General features: G+C 37.7%; 12 protein-coding genes. 4 read left to right on the top strand and 8 right to left on the bottom strand.

Features of this window, described 5'->3' with window-relative positions:
* Positions 1 to 17 precede the first annotated feature (17 nt).
* The 5 genes from AC6BKE_RS05510 to putP all read right to left on the bottom strand — a co-directional run bounded on the left by AC6BKE_RS05510 (position 18) and on the right by putP (position 7,003).
* Complete coding sequence (locus AC6BKE_RS05510) at positions 18 to 842, bottom strand: GNAT family N-acetyltransferase (protein WP_499856125.1); 825 nt, start codon at positions 840 to 842, stop codon at positions 18 to 20.
* Positions 842 to 1,987, bottom strand: coding sequence for a M20 peptidase aminoacylase family protein (locus AC6BKE_RS05505; RefSeq protein ID WP_036128409.1), 1,146 nt, complete (start codon positions 1,985 to 1,987; stop codon positions 842 to 844). Before AC6BKE_RS05505 ends, AC6BKE_RS05510 begins: the two co-directional genes overlap by 1 nt.
* A 205-nt stretch (positions 1,988 to 2,192) precedes the next feature.
* Complete coding sequence (locus AC6BKE_RS05500; RefSeq protein WP_036128411.1) at positions 2,193 to 3,680, bottom strand: peptide MFS transporter; 1,488 nt, start codon at positions 3,678 to 3,680, stop codon at positions 2,193 to 2,195.
* 413 nt (positions 3,681 to 4,093) lie between these two features.
* Complete coding sequence (gene hflX, locus AC6BKE_RS05495) at positions 4,094 to 5,380, bottom strand: GTPase HflX (protein WP_249646074.1); 1,287 nt, start codon at positions 5,378 to 5,380, stop codon at positions 4,094 to 4,096.
* Positions 5,381 to 5,515: 135 nt separating this feature from the next.
* Positions 5,516 to 7,003, bottom strand: coding sequence for a sodium/proline symporter PutP (gene putP, locus AC6BKE_RS05490; protein ID WP_249646073.1), 1,488 nt, complete (start codon positions 7,001 to 7,003; stop codon positions 5,516 to 5,518).
* A 199-nt stretch (positions 7,004 to 7,202) separates the two neighbouring features.
* Between putP and AC6BKE_RS05485 the strand changes: the two genes are divergently transcribed.
* Positions 7,203 to 8,363 (top strand): class I SAM-dependent methyltransferase, encoded by a 1,161-nt coding sequence (locus AC6BKE_RS05485; RefSeq protein WP_058844747.1) that lies wholly within the window; start codon positions 7,203 to 7,205, stop codon positions 8,361 to 8,363.
* 61 nt (positions 8,364 to 8,424) lie between these two features.
* Here the strand turns inward: AC6BKE_RS05485 and AC6BKE_RS05480 are convergent, their stop codons facing one another.
* A complete protein-coding gene (locus AC6BKE_RS05480) occupies positions 8,425 to 9,744 on the bottom strand; it encodes an ABC transporter permease (protein ID WP_036128417.1) in 1,320 nt (439 codons plus the stop codon).
* A gap of 1 nt (position 9,745) precedes the next feature.
* Entirely contained in the window at positions 9,746 to 10,432 is a 687-nt protein-coding gene (locus tag AC6BKE_RS05475) for an ABC transporter ATP-binding protein (protein WP_036128420.1), read from the bottom strand.
* Positions 10,433 to 10,855: 423 nt separating this feature from the next.
* Between AC6BKE_RS05475 and AC6BKE_RS05470 the strand changes: the two genes are divergently transcribed.
* The 3 genes from AC6BKE_RS05470 to AC6BKE_RS05460 all read left to right on the top strand — a co-directional run bounded on the left by AC6BKE_RS05470 (position 10,856) and on the right by AC6BKE_RS05460 (position 15,223).
* A complete protein-coding gene (locus AC6BKE_RS05470) occupies positions 10,856 to 11,476 on the top strand; it encodes a DUF47 domain-containing protein (protein ID WP_036128422.1) in 621 nt (206 codons plus the stop codon).
* A gap of 21 nt (positions 11,477 to 11,497) precedes the next feature.
* A complete protein-coding gene (locus AC6BKE_RS05465; RefSeq protein ID WP_058844748.1) occupies positions 11,498 to 12,514 on the top strand; it encodes an inorganic phosphate transporter in 1,017 nt (338 codons plus the stop codon).
* A 597-nt stretch (positions 12,515 to 13,111) separates the two neighbouring features.
* Positions 13,112 to 15,223, top strand: a complete 2,112-nt coding sequence (locus tag AC6BKE_RS05460) for an MMPL family transporter (protein ID WP_036128463.1) — start codon at positions 13,112 to 13,114, stop codon at positions 15,221 to 15,223.
* Positions 15,224 to 15,269: 46 nt separating this feature from the next.
* On the opposite strand, the gene AC6BKE_RS05455 is transcribed toward AC6BKE_RS05460, so the two are convergent.
* Positions 15,270 to 15,878, bottom strand: a complete 609-nt coding sequence (locus AC6BKE_RS05455; protein WP_499856121.1) for an alpha/beta hydrolase — start codon at positions 15,876 to 15,878, stop codon at positions 15,270 to 15,272.
* Positions 15,879 to 15,889 lie beyond the last annotated feature (11 nt).

Below are 15,889 nucleotides of genomic sequence, written 5' to 3'. Positions count from 1 at the left end.
TTCACTCCTTATCCTTATTATAAGGCTAATAAGGAGCGTCTGACTAACAGATAGCTATGAACATATTCTGGGTGCTTCTTCATACGTACAATGGCATAATCTTGATTAAATAATGTAGTTAAGATTGTGCGTATTTTATAACGCCAATCCTCTGCAAGTTTTGGACTCTCTACTTTCATTTTCTGCAAAGATTGTGGAATTGGTAAGAGATAGGCATCCTTGTAAAAGGACTGCTCCATCTGAAATGCATTTTCCACATCAAGCGCAGGTAAGCCATCGACGGTTAATGTCCACGGTACAATCTCCCCCGCTATTTCTTCTAATTCATCAAGGCTATCTGTCATTTGGTCACGCTCGATCCACCATTCAACGACTAACCTATCTGAAGGTAGTCCTTCATTAAAATCATCCTGGAGCGGGCCATAGTAATCATTTTCATATTGATAGCTAGTGGCATTTAGTTTTAGAAACGCTAGATTAGCTAAACGTACTTCTAACGGTTCAATTAACCAACGGACAAGCTGAAAACCATGTTCTTTTGCATATTCTTGTTGCGCGTGCTTCAATAATTCAGCTACACCTTGTTCACGATATGCTTTTTCTACACCAATCATGTGCGAATGTAAGTACATTTCGCCATCTTGATAACCCACGAAGCAATAGTTAAAGCCAACTAGCTTTTCTCCTAAATATGCCCCTACTATTAACCCACCATTTTGTACAGCTGCTAGTAATTGATGGGAGGGAATTGCTTGGCTACCCCATATTTCTGCATTCAATTTTTGGACCTCTGCAATTTCTACCGGTGTCATTACTTTCTGTATACGCACTTGCTCTAACATTATGCTGACGCCTCCTTTGTCTGCCCTGAATCCAATGCTAGCAGTACTGCCCTCGTTAGAATTTCAACTCCCGTGACAAGTCTTGCTTGTTTAAATTTCATTTTTGGATGATGCAACCCCGGTGTAAGACCACATCCCAAGCCAAGCATCGTTGTTTTTAAATGTGGTCGTTGCACAGCATAGTGATGAAAATCTTCTCCACCAGGTGTATGAACTGGCTTTCTTAAATTCGATAATCCCACAGCCTGTATAATGGCCTGCTCCATCATGTATTGTGCACTTGTGTCGACTTCAGCAGCTACAATATTCGCAACAGTGCGTAATTCAATCTGCACCTTATGCAAGATTTTAGAGGAATCTATAACGCGCTTTACCCCTTGTGCTAAATCATCCATTACATTATTTTGCTGGGCACGAATATCAATCGTAAACGATGCATTACCAGGAATAATATTGCCTGAATCTCCACCAGCATGAAATTTCGTCATCTTAACAGACACTGGCACCATAGGATCAGTATGAATAGTTCTTAAATCTTCAATGATCGTTGCGCCTACTTCAATGGCATTAATGCCTAGGTGAGGTCTTGCAGCATGGGCATCCTCCCCTATAATCTCCCCCTCAAGCAAGCGAGAGGCACCGTGATAGAGCGCAGCACAATACGTACCATCCTCTAGCTCATGGACAGGTCGTACATGAACACCAAATAAATAATCTAAGTCATCAATAACACCTTCCTCTAAAACAGATAACGCTCCAGTTCCCTTTTCTTCTGCCGGTTGGAAAATAACACGAATTGTACCATTAAATGATTGCTGTAAGTCTTTTAAAAGTAATAGCGTACCAATGGCCATCGTCATATGTCCGTCATGACCGCAGGAATGATTTGCACGGAAATGACCATCGACCTCCTGCCATAAGGCATCTATATCTGTTCTTAACCCCACTTTTGGATATCCATGGCCAACATCGACGTATAGACCTGTGGAATTTTTAAACCGTATAGGAGAAAATCCTTCCTGTGTTAATAGCTCAACTATATAATTGGTGGTTTCTACTTCATGCCAGCTAATTTCAGGATTTGCATGTAAATACGTAAAAATCTCCATTAACCTTGGCCTCAAATAATCTAACTCTTCTTTCATGGCTTCCAACCCCTTAAATTTTCATATTATTAAGACTATTATAACGAAAATGATTATTATCTACATAGAAACTTATACCCACATTCAATAAATTAACTACTTACGATAATATATTTCACTCTAAATTTCTTAGATAGACTTTTATTTAGATAGCAAAAAAAGATGCAAGTACAGTTACTAATCAAACTGTACTTGCATCTTTCTTTTAATTAATACCCTTCATCGCTTTTGAAATAATCGGTGAAAGTACTAATATAATAATTCCGACCACAATAGATAATGAACCTAAGAAGCCGAAGTATGTGAATTCGCTTACAACTTCATAAACCTTTACTAATTGCGCATTAATTGCTTGTGCTGCGGCACTTGTTAAAAACCATAATGACATAGTTTGTGCTGCAAAGGCTTGCGGTGCCAACTTTGTTGTAGCAGATAGACCAACTGGTGATAATAATAACTCACCAACCACTACTAGGAAGAATGACAGGACTAGCCATAAAGGGCTTACTAACGTTTCCCCACCAGATAAGTATGCTGGAATCATCATTACTAAGAATGAGAGACCTGCAAAAAACAATGCATATGAAAACTTACGTGGTGTAGTTGGTTGCTTGTCCCCCCATTTAAGCCATAGCATCGCAAATAATGGTGCCAATGTTATGACAAATAAAGGATTCAACGACTGGAACCATGAAGATTGAAGCTGAATGCCTCCAATACTTAACTGAGTACGCTCATCTGCATACGTAGCTAAAATTGTTGCCCCTTGTTCTTGTATAGCCCAGAACATTACCGCTGATAAAAATAATGGAATATAAGCAAGTAGGCGAGACTTCTCATCTTTCGTAGTTTTTTCACTGCGATACATATAAATGAAGAACACAGTTGGAATTAATACACCTAGTGCCGTAATAATAAAACTGAATACATTCATTGTTAATGTACCCGTTTTAATACCAATAGCACCTAAAATGATGATAAGTAAGGCTACAATTCCGAATTGTGTAAAGACTTTTTTACGTTCTTCAGGCTTTAATGGATTATTAACTTGTAATCCTGCTAAGCCTAAATACTTTTTCTCTGTTAATTTGTAAACAATTAAACCAACAAACATTCCAAGACCAGCTAAACCAAAGCCTAGATGGAAGCTATATTTTTGTCCAATTGTTCCGACAATAAATGGCGCAATGAATGCCCCCATATTAATACCCATATAGAAAATAGAAAAACCTGCATCACGGCGGCTATCTGTTTCAGCATAAATGTCCCCAACAATACTTGAAACGTTTGGCTTTAATAAACCTGTACCCATGACGATAAATGCCATTGAAGCAAATAACATAGTCACTCCGCCAGGCAATGCTAGCAGTAAGTGACCGATCATAATTAACACGCCACCATAAAAAATGGTTCTACGTGTTCCTAAAACTCGGTCGGCAATCCAGCCACCTATAATACCAGACATATAAACAAGTGAGCCATAGATGGCCATAATAGAGTTCGCTGTTCCGCGGTCTAGACCTAAGCCACCCTCATTCAATTCATAATACATAAAGAAGATGAGAATTGCTCGCATTCCATAATACGAGAAACGTTCCCAAAATTCCGTGAAAAACAAAGTAAAGAGCCCTTTAGGGTGTCCAACAAAGCCATTTTGAGGGACAGATTTTACAACTTCATCTTTACTAGACATACAATACCCTCTCCCAAATAAAAATTATTCTCCAAAAACATTACTACCCTAATTTAAGGATAAAAAAACTTTGTTTCATCATACTAAAGCGTTTTATTATCTTTAGCAAGAGTTTTAAAAAATGTTGAAAATTTGTCATTTTTCTATAAATTCTGATTGGTTATAGCACAAAATATTAAATCCTTTGATATATCTAAGTTTTCTCATTCTTTGTTTTCAGAAAACTGACATAAAAGCTTTAAATTATTCTAAAATATTTAACATTCGGATTTTTTACTTATTATACAAATTCACACTATTTTGTCTATAAAATTTACGAAGTCCTGTCATGTAGTTCTAGATTCTACTATTCCCACTAATCGCAAAAAGCATGCCAAAAATCCTTTGGCATGCTTTGGGTGATCTACATTTTTTTAATTGACAACATATTGTTGGTACTTGGCATAATCTGCTGCCTTTACTTCAAGCGATAATAATGTACCGCCCTCTTCATAGGCTGTATTAAAAACAGAGGCATATTCATTTAAATAAGAAACAACGTTGCCTTGGTCATAAGGAATTAACATGTCACACGTCACATAATGAGAGAAGATATGCTGACGAATCAATTGTATTAATTCCTCTAAACCGATCCCTTGTTTTGCTGAAATCCACATATTATCACCGCTGACTACAGGGTAAGGAACATCTGCTATATCAGCCTTATTGTAAACATAGATTGTTGGAATGTCTTCTACTCCAACCGCCTTCAGCGTTTCATTTGTCACATCCATCATAAATCCATGCTCTGCATTTGAAACATCAACAACATGGAGTAAAAGATCAGCATCTCGCGCTTCTTCTAATGTGGATCGGAACGCTTTTACTAAATGGTGGGGTAATTTACTAACAAAACCAACTGTATCTGTCAGTAAAAATGTCTTTTTATCGGGTAGTTCAATTTGACGAACTGAAGTTTCAAGTGTAGCAAAAAGCATATCCTTTTCAAAAACCTGTTTATGTTCTTCTTGCCCTATTTGGGCAAGCAACTGATTCATAATGGTTGATTTACCCGCATTTGTATAGCCGACGATTGATACAACTGGGAGTGCATTTTTTCGACGCTGTTTACGTTGTGTTTCTCGTTGCTCTTTAACGTGCTCAAGATCCTTTTTAATTTTAGCAATTTGATCTTCAATTTTTCGTCGATCCAATTCAAGCTTCGTTTCACCAGCACCACGGTTTTTAAAGCCGCCTCCAGTACCACCGCCCTGACGACTTAGAGAGGCATGTAAGCCCACTAAGCGAGGTAGCATGTATTGTAACTGAGCTAATTCCACCTGCATTTGTGCTTCTCGTGTTTTTGCCCGTCTTCCAAAAATATCTAAAATAAGCATTGTTCGATCAATAACCTTCGTTGCTAAATCACGCTCTAAATTACGAATTTGAGAAGGCGACAATTCATCATTAAAAATAACAAGATTTGCTTGCGCTTCTTCATAAAAATTTTTGATTTCTTCTATTTTACCTGTCCCCACATAATGAGACGGTGTAACACGCTCCAAATTTTGCGTGACAACGCCTACTACTTCCACATGCAAGGCCTCTGCTAAATTTTTTAGCTCTTCCATAGAATAATCAAAATGCTCATCATTTCGTAAATTTACGCCAACTAATATGGCCTTTTCAAGTAATACATCGACTTCCTTAATTCTATCCATTAGAAACCTCCCACCAAAGCTTGGTGTCTCTACGACAAATTTTCTTCATTTTACCATATATAACTCTTTTTCGTATCTCTTGATATTCAGCTATTTTTCTAAAAAATGCGCCTCTTAAGAAAAGGCGCATTTTAACTATTTTCTTTCTTCTTTTAGTATTGTCTCTGAGCGAGTGAACTCTTCTTCAATTTCTTTATTTGGTCTATATGTCAGCATACTGACAACAATCGCAACAATTAAACAAACAAAGAAGCCAGGAACAATTTCATATAGAGCACTTGATAAAACATCCACTTTACCCCAAACAAACGCAGTTGCAGCCCCTGTTATCATTCCGCTAAGTGCCCCATAATTCGTGAGCTTTCTCCAATATAAAGAGAGTAAAATAATAGGTCCAAACGCTGCACCAAATCCTGCCCAAGCAAAGCCAACTAAGCTTAAAATGGAACTATCTGGATTCCACCCTAGGATTGCTGCAATAATTGCAACAACTAATACAGCCATACGCCCAACAAACACATAATGTTTATCATCTGCTGTTTTATTAAATAAAGCTTTATAAATATCCTCTACAAGCGCTGAGGAAGTCACAATAAGCTGTGAGGAAATGGTACTCATAACAGCTGCTAAAATAGCCGCCAGCATAATACCGGCTATAAATGGATGGAATAAAACTTGTCCTAGGACAATAAATACTGTTTCAGCGTCTTTCAGCTCACCAGCGTTTTGCTCATAATAGGCTACCCCTACCAAAGCTGTCCCAATAGCACCGAATAAACTTAACATCATCCAGCCAATACCAATACGTCGAGCCTGCTTTGTTTCTTTCACAGAGCTAATTGCCATAAAGCGAACAATGATATGTGGCTGTCCAAAATAACCTAATCCCCAAGCAACTGAAGAAATAATTCCTGCCGCTGTCGCAGTGGCTGGTAATAAATTTAGAAGATCTGGACTAACCGCTTTAATAGAGGTAATTGTATCTCCTATCCCACCTGTTACAAATAGCCCGAATAACGGTACCATAATAAGTGCTAAAAACATAATAAGCCCTTGTAAAAAATCTGTATAACTAACCGCTAAAAACCCACCGAATAGGGTATAGGCAACTGTTACGCCTGAAACGATTAATAATCCTGTGTGATAATCATAACCAAATGAACTCTCGAAAAACTTGCCTCCTGCTACCATTCCTGACGATACATAAAACGTGAAAAATAATAGGATGATAATACCTGAAGCAATCCTAATAAGCTTAGTATTATCACGTAATCGATTATCCAAATAACTTGGAATGGTAATGGAATCATTCGTAACCTGTGTGTAAACCCGTAAACGTGGTGCAACAAGCAGCCAGTTTAAATAAGCCCCTATTGTAAGTCCAATCGCAATCCAAGCTTCCACAAGACCTGATAAAAATATCGCACCTGGTAAGCCCATAAGGAGCCAGCCAGACATATCCGCAGCACCTGCACTTAGCGCAGTAACCGCTGGACCTAAGGAACGACCGCCAAGCATATAGTCTGTTAAATTGGATGTTTTCACAAATGCATACCAACCTATTGCTAGCATGGCGACCATGTAAATAATAATTGCTAATAATTGATACATGTTATCTGACATATTTTCTCCTCCTTTTTTCCTCTTTAGTATCTCCAATTCAAAAAGAATTACTATATTTAAGATACCATGAATATACAATTCCACCTATAAATACTCAGAATTTTTATTAAAATTTTTCCGAATGTCAAAGTAGCCATTGTCTATTATAAAATGTGTTAAACTAGTGCCATCTATTACACAATAAAGTAGGCGAAAATGTATGACATTTGAAGAAATGAAAGCTCTGCTCATTGAGCAAATTTTACAGCAACAGCTTGTGACTGCTACAATCAGTCAACCACGCATGAAATCGAACGAAATCAAACGTATAAAATTAAAGCCATTAATGTTAAAAAATCATTATCATATACAAATTGAATACCAATATGAACGCATTTTAAAACATGAAAATATTGAAGTGGCCGATTTCCCTTACAAGCTTGAAGCCATTTTTGAGGATTATCGTCAAGCACATATCGATTTTGTAGATGAAAAAGTACATGTGCAATTATCCAAAAAGAATAAGGTCCTTTGGAAATCTGATAAAGCGACCTCCCCTAAACAAGTCAATTTAGCCCATAATCGAAAAAAAAATTATTTACTATCTGATGACCAGCCCTATCCATTTTTAATTCGGCTTGGGGTACAAACAGAGGAAGGGAAAGTAAAGAAACAAAAATACGATAAGTTTAAGCAAATTAATCGTTTCATTGAATTTATTGATGATGCTTTAACTTACTTACCTCAGGATCGACAAGTGCGTATTTTAGATTTTGGTTCGGGTAAATCTTACTTAACCTTCGCTTTGTATCATTATTTAAAAATCGAAAAGGGCTTAGACATTCGTGTTACTGGTTTAGATTTAAAAAAAGAGGTTATTGAAGAATGTTCAAGAATCGCACAGGATCTAGGCTATGACCAGCTCGAATTTCTTGTAGGAGATATTAATGATTATAATGATGAATCTGCTGTGGACATGGTGGTAACACTACATGCATGTGATGTTGCGACAGACATGGCACTAGCTCGTGCTGTGAAATGGGGGGCCAGTGTAATATTAAGTGTCCCTTGTTGTCAGCATGAGTTAAATCGTCAATTAAATACGCCAGCTCTTGATATTATGTTGCAACACGGTCTTGTTCGAGAACGTTTTGCAGCACTAGCCACAGATGCTATTCGTGCTGAAATATTATCCTTGGTTGGCTATGAGGCACAGCTTTTAGAGTTTATTGATATGGAAAATACCCCTAAAAACATTTTAATCCGAGCATATCAAACAGGTAAAAAACCTAGTGAAGAGCAACGCGCCAGCTATGATGCCTTCTTAAAATTGCTCAATGCCACACCATTTTTAGCTAAAGAGTTAAAAGATTATTTATAATCTACGGGGTACTCCTTCCCTAATAGAAAGGCGATCCATCTTTGAAATGGACCGCCTTTTATTATAGCTCTTGTCGTAAAGCTTGAATCACATCTATTTTAGTCGCTTTGCGTGCTGGACGATAGCCTGAAATCATCGCTACTCCGATACTAATGGCGGCTGCAATAATGACTAATTGCCATGGTATAAGAGAGAATATTATATCATTTGTTGCAAAAGCCTCCTCTCCTGTCGCTGCCTTAAGAATCAATGGTAATGCTGCGTTAGCCGCAAAGCTGATGGCATACGAAATAACAACCGCAATAAACGTTCCAAAAATACCAATAAACGTGCTCTCCATTAAGAATAATCGTTGAATAAGCTTCGGACTTGCACCAATCGCCTTTAACACACCGATTTCACGTGTACGCTCTGTGACAGCCATTGTCATTGTATTAAAAATACCAATAGAAGCAATCAGCACCGCAATCGTCCCTACAAAGATTAAGCCAATTTTTAGTACAAGGAAAAATACATTCATTTGATCTAATTGTTCGGTCACTGAATAGACACTATAGCCTTTACCCTTTAACTTCTCCAAAATCGGCTTTACATTTTCTAAAGTATCCGCATAAATATTAAATTCTGAGTAAAATAGCTCATCTTCTTTGATATCACTATTGGCAGGTATATTTTCAGCTAACACTGACTTTTGTGCTTTATCCATGTGAATGGCGTTATCAACCATCCAATCATAAGAAGGCTTCTCCATCACACCAACAATTGTATAGGCCATTTTTTGCGTTTCATCATTTGTGCCAGTATGAGGCACTAAGGAAAGCTCTATATTTTTTCCAATTAATGATTCTTTATAGCCTTCTTCACTACCATCATAGTATGTTCCTTCTGCTTCAGCCTTTTTACTCTTTTCTTCAATAATATTGCGTTCTGCCGCATTCAATAATGTTTGACCAAAATGATAGCCTACAACAATTTCATTTGGCTTTGTTGGATAGTGTCCTTTTGCAAGCTTGCCGTTCACCTGCTCAAAGTCCTGCATATCCGACAAAATTAAATTAGAGGTTGTATCACGATCACCTAAAAAGGAATGTGCAGAAGCATTCACACTTATCGTTTCAAGCACCGTTTCTACATGGTTCAAATTTTTAATTTCTTGTACTTGCTCTTCTGTCAATTGCTTATCGCCATATACTTGAATTTTCGTAACTGTTTCATTCGAAAGAATTTCATTGCGTAAAGATTCCTGTAATCCAAAACCAACGGATGCTAGCACAATCAGAAAAGCACAGCCCATCGTTGCAGCTAATATCGTCATAAACACGCGCAGCTTATTTTTCTTAATATGTTGTGTTACAAAATCTAGTTGATCTTTAAATAACATGTTAAGCCTCCTCCTTTACAAGTTCGCCATCATACATGCGAAAACGTCTATGTGCTATCGTGGCCACTTCTTCATCATGCGTAATAATGACAAAGGTTAGCCCTAGCTCACGGTTTAGGCTCTGGATAAGCAATAAAATATCTTGCTCGGTTTCTGAATCAAGACTTCCTGTAGGCTCATCAGCAAGCAATATCGGAGGATTTGTGATAAGGGCACGCGCAATACTGACACGCTGTTGTTGTCCACCAGATAATTCATTAGGATAATGATCTGCCACTTCTGTCAGACCAACTTTGTCCATTAATTTCTTTACCCTTTCTTTCCGTACAGCCTTACGTAAGCCCTGTAGTTTTAAAGGTAATTCAATATTTTCGAAAGCCGTTAAACCCGGCATCAACTGAAAGTTTTGAAAAATAAAGCCAAATTGACGTAAGCGAAAAGCAGCACTTTCTGTTTCAGTCAGATGGGCTGTTTCCTTACCATTTACTTTAATAGACCCCTGTTCAGCTTTCATAAAACCAGCAAGAACTTGTAATAAGGTCGATTTGCCAGAGCCACTTTTTCCTACAATGGCAACAATCTCTCCTTTATTAACTTCAAAGTTCACACCTTTCAATACTGGAACCTGTTTTTCCTTCCCTCTTTTACCAATTAAAAATGTATGTTGTAAGTTTTCAACTTGAATCATTTGTTTATAAACGCTCCTTTCTCATTCATTTCCCATTGTAGAAAACAATTCTTAATAAAGAGGAAGGATAAAAATGAAGAAATTCTTAAGAATAAGAAGACTTCCTCATAGTACAAACGTATTTACATTAGCTTTACAATTCATCATGCTATTTCTCTTGTTATTCATCCTATTTTCCGTTGAAATCTGTACCAAACAGAAAAAACTATAAGATAATTCCTTATTAAATAAAGACTTTTCCTGTATCTATAAAAATAAATACAGTTTGTTCCCCTTTCATTTTGTGAACGAAATAAATATTACAGGAATGTAAATTTTCATGTCGAATATAAAGTTTTTATGTAGATAAATTAAAGATTTTGTTATGATAATAAAGTTTAGAGGTCGATTAATTTTATTTACATCCAGGAGGATTCGATTTACATGCTTAACTCAAAAAAACAAGACCCTTTCTTTATTGCATTGCATAAAATTGCTGAAAATATGAGAGAGGCTGTACATTACGCAAATGATTTTCGTATTAACAGTGTAGCTGACCTAAAAGAGATTAGCATTACAATGAAAAATTACGAAACTGCTGGCGATAAGCTCATTCATGAACTGATCGTAATGCTAAACAAATCATTTATGACACCTATTGAACGTGAGGATATTTTAGAGTTTGCCATTCGTATGGATGATATTTTAGATGGAACAGAACACTGTATTGCACACTTTGAAATGTTTTCCCTGACAGAAATCGATGAATCCATGCGTACGTTCTTAGGGTTTATTTCTAAAAGTGCTGATGAAATTGTTAAAGCGACTGAAGAGTTAAAGAAAAAGAATCTAATTGGCATGCGTCCACACGCAATTCTTATTAAAGACTATGAACGTGAATGTGATGAGGTACAGCGTTCTTCCATTAAGAAATTATTTTTAAATGAAAAAGATCCAATTCGCCTCATTAAATTTAAAGATATATATGAACAACTTGAAGATATCGCTGATCATTGTCAAAACGTAGCAAATACTATGGAAACAATTATCATGCGCAACGCATAATTAGGAGATGGGCACTTTACAATGAACACAATCATTATACTAACCGTACTGGTCGTCATCTTTGCCCTTACATTTGACTTTATCAATGGCTTCCATGATACAGCAAATGCTATCGCAACTTCGGTTTCCACTAGAGCATTGCCACCTCGAGTAGCAATCATCATGGCAGCAACCATGAACTTTATCGGTGCTATTACCTTTGTAGGGGTTGCAAAAGCTCTAACAAAAGATATTGTAGACCCTTTCTCTTTAAATGCTTTTGAAGGTGACACAACCGGTTCAGTCGTTATTTTAGCTGCATTAATTTCAGCTATAATTTGGAATTTATTGACATGGTATTTTGGTATTCCATCTAGTTCTTCTCACACATTGATTGGCTCTATTGCCGGCGCTGCTATCGCTTCTGCTGGCTTTAATGTACTAAACTATGGTGGCTTTACTAAAATTATTATGGCGTTAGTTTTTTCTCCAATACTTGCTATTTGCGCAGGTTTTATTATGATGACGCTATTTAAAATATGGTTTAAAAATTTAAACTTATATCGAACAAATAAAGGTTTCCGTACTATGCAAATTTTCACGGCGGCCATTCAATCATTTACCCACGGGACAAACGATGCACAAAAAGCAATGGGGATTATGACAATGGCGTTAATTGCTGGTGGTTTGCATACAGGAGATGAAATACCGTTCTGGGTGCGTGCAGCAGCAGCAGCAGCAATGGGTCTAGGTACATCGATAGGTGGTTATAAAATCATCAAAACCGTTGGCGGTAAAATTATGAAAATCCGCCCTGTTAACGGGGTAGCAGCAGATTTAGCTTCCGCTACTGTCATTTTTGGGGCTACGTTAGTCCACTTACCAGTATCAACCACACATGTTATTTCTTCATCTATAATGGGTGTTGGTTCTGCACAGCGTGTACGTGGTGTAAACTGGGGTATGGCCCGCAAGATTGTCACTACTTGGATTATTACAATGCCAATTTCAGCCGTTATGGCATCTGTTATTTATTTCCTCTTATCATTATTCTTTTAATAAAAGGCTCCTGTCCAATAGATGGACAGGAGTCTTTCATGTTGTTGAAAAAAGGTAATGTCAACGGCATAATAAGCAATTTTGTAAGGCGAGGGGTTGATTTCCGTTCCGCCAGCGTTCGCTCCAGGGTCTCCTCTGTGACGCTAGATCCCCTAGGAGTGACACTGGCTCCACTCCAATCAACCATTCTGCAAAGTGTCTTTTCCTGAACAAAATAGCCCATTATTTATAGTATAAGAGAGGATAGCCTCTTACTTTCAATTTGGAGAAGTGATGTGTGACAACACCCCTCCATAAAAGAGTAGTGAATACCTTCACTTTTTTATGGATTGGAGTGGAAGGCTACTTGACTCCCGTGGGAATAGCGAGACAGGCGAGCCTCTAAACGGAGCGGTAGCAGAGGAAGCGGCTCGGCGCTCGCCCACAGGAAAGCAAGTAGCCTGCAACGGAAATCCTTTTTCACCTTTCACATAAATTCTATGGATGGTTTTGTTTTTCAACACTATGAAAGACTCCTGTCCAATATCTTTACTTTGTCACACGACAAAATGTGACACATCCTTTACACTATTTGAAAAGGGGGATGCATTAACAACCATGAAAACTTTTTCGGCATTTATTACAGCACATGCAAAAGCAATCGTAGCGATATGGCTTATTATTTTTCTAGCAATGGCTTATTTTGCTCTACAGCTTCCAGGTAAACTTCAGGGTGATGGCTTTTTTGTTGAAGCCGACCATACCTATGTGACAAATGAGCTAGCAGAAAACTTTGATCTACCATCTGATACGATTTTAATTGTCTTTGATCCAGCTGAAGATCAACAAATGAAAGACACTTTAAAAAAACTAGATAGCATAAAAGACATACATTCAATCCAATCACCTTTAGAAGACTCCTCTTTACGTAAAGATGACATTGCCTATGCAATGGTTCATTTAAAAAATGATGTGGAGAATCTTTCTGACATTGTAGAAAATGTTCGATCATTAATTGAAGAAGACGGCGTTAGCATTACGGGAGGACCCGTTATTTCTGCTGACATTAATACAGCCAGTCAAAAAGATTTAGCTTCCGCTGAAGCCATTGGGTTACCCATTGCCATCGTTGTTCTCTTATTGGCTTTTGGTACAGTGATTGCTTCTATTTTGCCAATCATCATTGGTGTTGTAACAGTTGTTACTGCGTTCGGTATAATGACGCTCCTTAGTGGTAGTGTGAATCTATCCATTTTCGTCTTAAATATTGTCCCAATGCTCGGGCTTGCTTTAAGCATTGATTTTGCATTGTTGTTTATTAATCGTTACCGAGAAGAGCGTGCGCACACCTCTATAGTCCAAGCTATTCAAACTGCTATACAAACAGCAGGGCGTTCCATCATTTTCTCTGCCGTTTGTGTCATGATAGGCTTAGGCGCTATGATCGTTATTGATGTAGAGATTTTTCACAATATCGCTCTAGGAGGTACCATAGTCGTCCTGTTAGCCGTTCTTTCTGGCTTGACACTACTCCCTGCCACTATGATGCTATTAGGAGATAAACTCAATAAATGGCGTCTAATACGCATTAAACCAGGTGGTGCCAATCGTTGGCGTGGCTTTGCAGGCTTTGTCATGAAACATCCAATAGCCATTGTAATCTCTGCTTTATTATTACTTGGCATTGGTATGCTCCCATTAAAGGACATACAACTAACGATTCCACAGGTTGACTCCTTGCCAACTAAATATGATGCACGTGCAGCATATGATAAATTAGATGAAACGTTTGGACTGGGTGAATCATCTACGTTATATTTATTAGCTGAACGAAAAGAAGGCTGGGAGGATGCTGAAGGAAGAGAGCTCATTTATGCTATTCAAGAAAAGCTATTAAAGGACTCCCTAGTAACAAATGTTTCAACAGTCTATACAGCTGCTAACATTCAAACACCTGAGGAGCTTTCTACTTCTTTAGCAATTCCACAGATTGCGGAACAGTTAAAGTCTGTAATGAATACTTTTTCAAAAGATACTCAATTATTTATCCCTATTACCATCGATGCAGCGGGCTCTTCCACTACTGCTCAAAAATTTGCCCGATCTTGGATGGATCAAGATTTAGGTGTAGATTTCGCGCTTGGAGGACCCGCTAAATTCAACCAAGAGATTTTTGATGAAATTGCGAATAAAATAGTTTTGGCTATAGCCATTATCATCGTTTCCACATTCTTTATTTTAATGCTGGCATTCCGTTCGATTTTAATACCGTTAAAAGCGATTATTATGAACATTATTGGGCTTTCATCTGCGTTCGGTATACTCGTTTATATTTTCCAATATGGACATTTTGGTATTGAAGCAGGTCCGATTGTACTAATTATTCCAGTCATTGTTTTCTGTCTGGTGTTCGGCTTAAGTATGGACTACGAAGTCTTCTTAATCTCTCGTATCCAAGAAGAATATTTAAAAGGGGCAGATAATACACACGCAACAATTGATGGGTTAACATCCACTAGCCGTATTATTACATCGGCAGCGCTTATTATGATTGTTATTACAGGGGCATTTGCCTTCACAGACGTGATGCCTGTAAAACAAATTGGTGTTGGTATAGCCATTGCCGTTGCTATTGATGCGACGATTATTCGTCTTATGCTTGTGCCAAGTCTCATGAAATTATTTGGTGATTGGAACTGGTGGCTACCTTTTTCAAAGAAAAGTAAATAAAATCATTAAAATCCGCCTCCTTTAGGAAAAGAGGCGGATTTTTCAATTAAACATAGATACTGTTATACCATTCTTTTGCTGCTTGTACTTCCGGCATTGTTAGCTGATGACCAAAATTAAACCAAGCTGTCGTGACCATTGCACCTGAAGACGTTAAAAGCGCTTCTAAATCCTCAGACTCCTGTGCTGTACACATCGGATCATTCGTTCCAGCACCGATAAAAACAGGCGTAGAAGAAAGTTGAGGTAATTCTATTCCACGTCTTGGTACCATTGGATGATGTAAAATAGCTCCTACTAATGCATCAGCATAGTGGAATAATAAGCTTGCTGCAATATTAGCGCCATTTGAATAGCCAATCGCTACAATTCGTTGGCGATCAAAGCCATATTGCTGTGCCGCCTCCTGTAAAAAGTCATGAAGCTCTTTAGTTCGAAAGATTAAATCCTCTATATCAAAGACACCTTCTGCTAATCGACGGAAAAATCGCGGCATCCCATGCTCAAGAACATTTCCACGTACACTTAAAATATTGGCTGTTTCATCTATTTCTTTTGCCAACCCAATTAAACTTTCTTCATTACCACCCGTGCCATGTAACAATAGCAACGTCGGTTTTGTTTCATCTGTACCTTTATAAAAAATGTGTTGCACTAACAATCACC

The sequence above is a fragment of the Lysinibacillus sp. COL-1 genome (assembly GCF_059814265.1).
The sequence above is the reverse complement of the archived record's forward strand: the minus strand, read 5'-3'. Positions and strand labels throughout refer to the sequence as shown.

Excerpts from the sequence above, each read along its gene's own strand:
- AC6BKE_RS05470 (WP_036128422.1), top strand. The coding sequence starts at position 10,856 with ATGCTTAACTCAAAAAAACAAGACCCTTTCTTTATTGCATTGCATAAA.
- AC6BKE_RS05475 (WP_036128420.1), bottom strand. The coding sequence starts at position 10,432 with ATGATTCAAGTTGAAAACTTACAACATACATTTTTAATTGGTAAAAGA.
- putP (WP_249646073.1), bottom strand. The coding sequence starts at position 7,003 with ATGTCAGATAACATGTATCAATTATTAGCAATTATTATTTACATGGTC.
- AC6BKE_RS05510 (WP_499856125.1), bottom strand. The coding sequence starts at position 842 with ATGTTAGAGCAAGTGCGTATACAGAAAGTAATGACACCGGTAGAAATT.
- AC6BKE_RS05465 (WP_058844748.1), top strand. The coding sequence starts at position 11,498 with ATGAACACAATCATTATACTAACCGTACTGGTCGTCATCTTTGCCCTT.
- AC6BKE_RS05480 (WP_036128417.1), bottom strand. The coding sequence starts at position 9,744 with ATGTTATTTAAAGATCAACTAGATTTTGTAACACAACATATTAAGAAA.
- AC6BKE_RS05460 (WP_036128463.1), top strand. The coding sequence starts at position 13,112 with ATGAAAACTTTTTCGGCATTTATTACAGCACATGCAAAAGCAATCGTA.
- hflX (WP_249646074.1), bottom strand. The coding sequence starts at position 5,380 with ATGGATAGAATTAAGGAAGTCGATGTATTACTTGAAAAGGCCATATTA.
- AC6BKE_RS05500 (WP_036128411.1), bottom strand. The coding sequence starts at position 3,680 with ATGTCTAGTAAAGATGAAGTTGTAAAATCTGTCCCTCAAAATGGCTTT.
- AC6BKE_RS05505 (WP_036128409.1), bottom strand. The coding sequence starts at position 1,987 with ATGAAAGAAGAGTTAGATTATTTGAGGCCAAGGTTAATGGAGATTTTT.
- AC6BKE_RS05485 (WP_058844747.1), top strand. The coding sequence starts at position 7,203 with ATGACATTTGAAGAAATGAAAGCTCTGCTCATTGAGCAAATTTTACAG.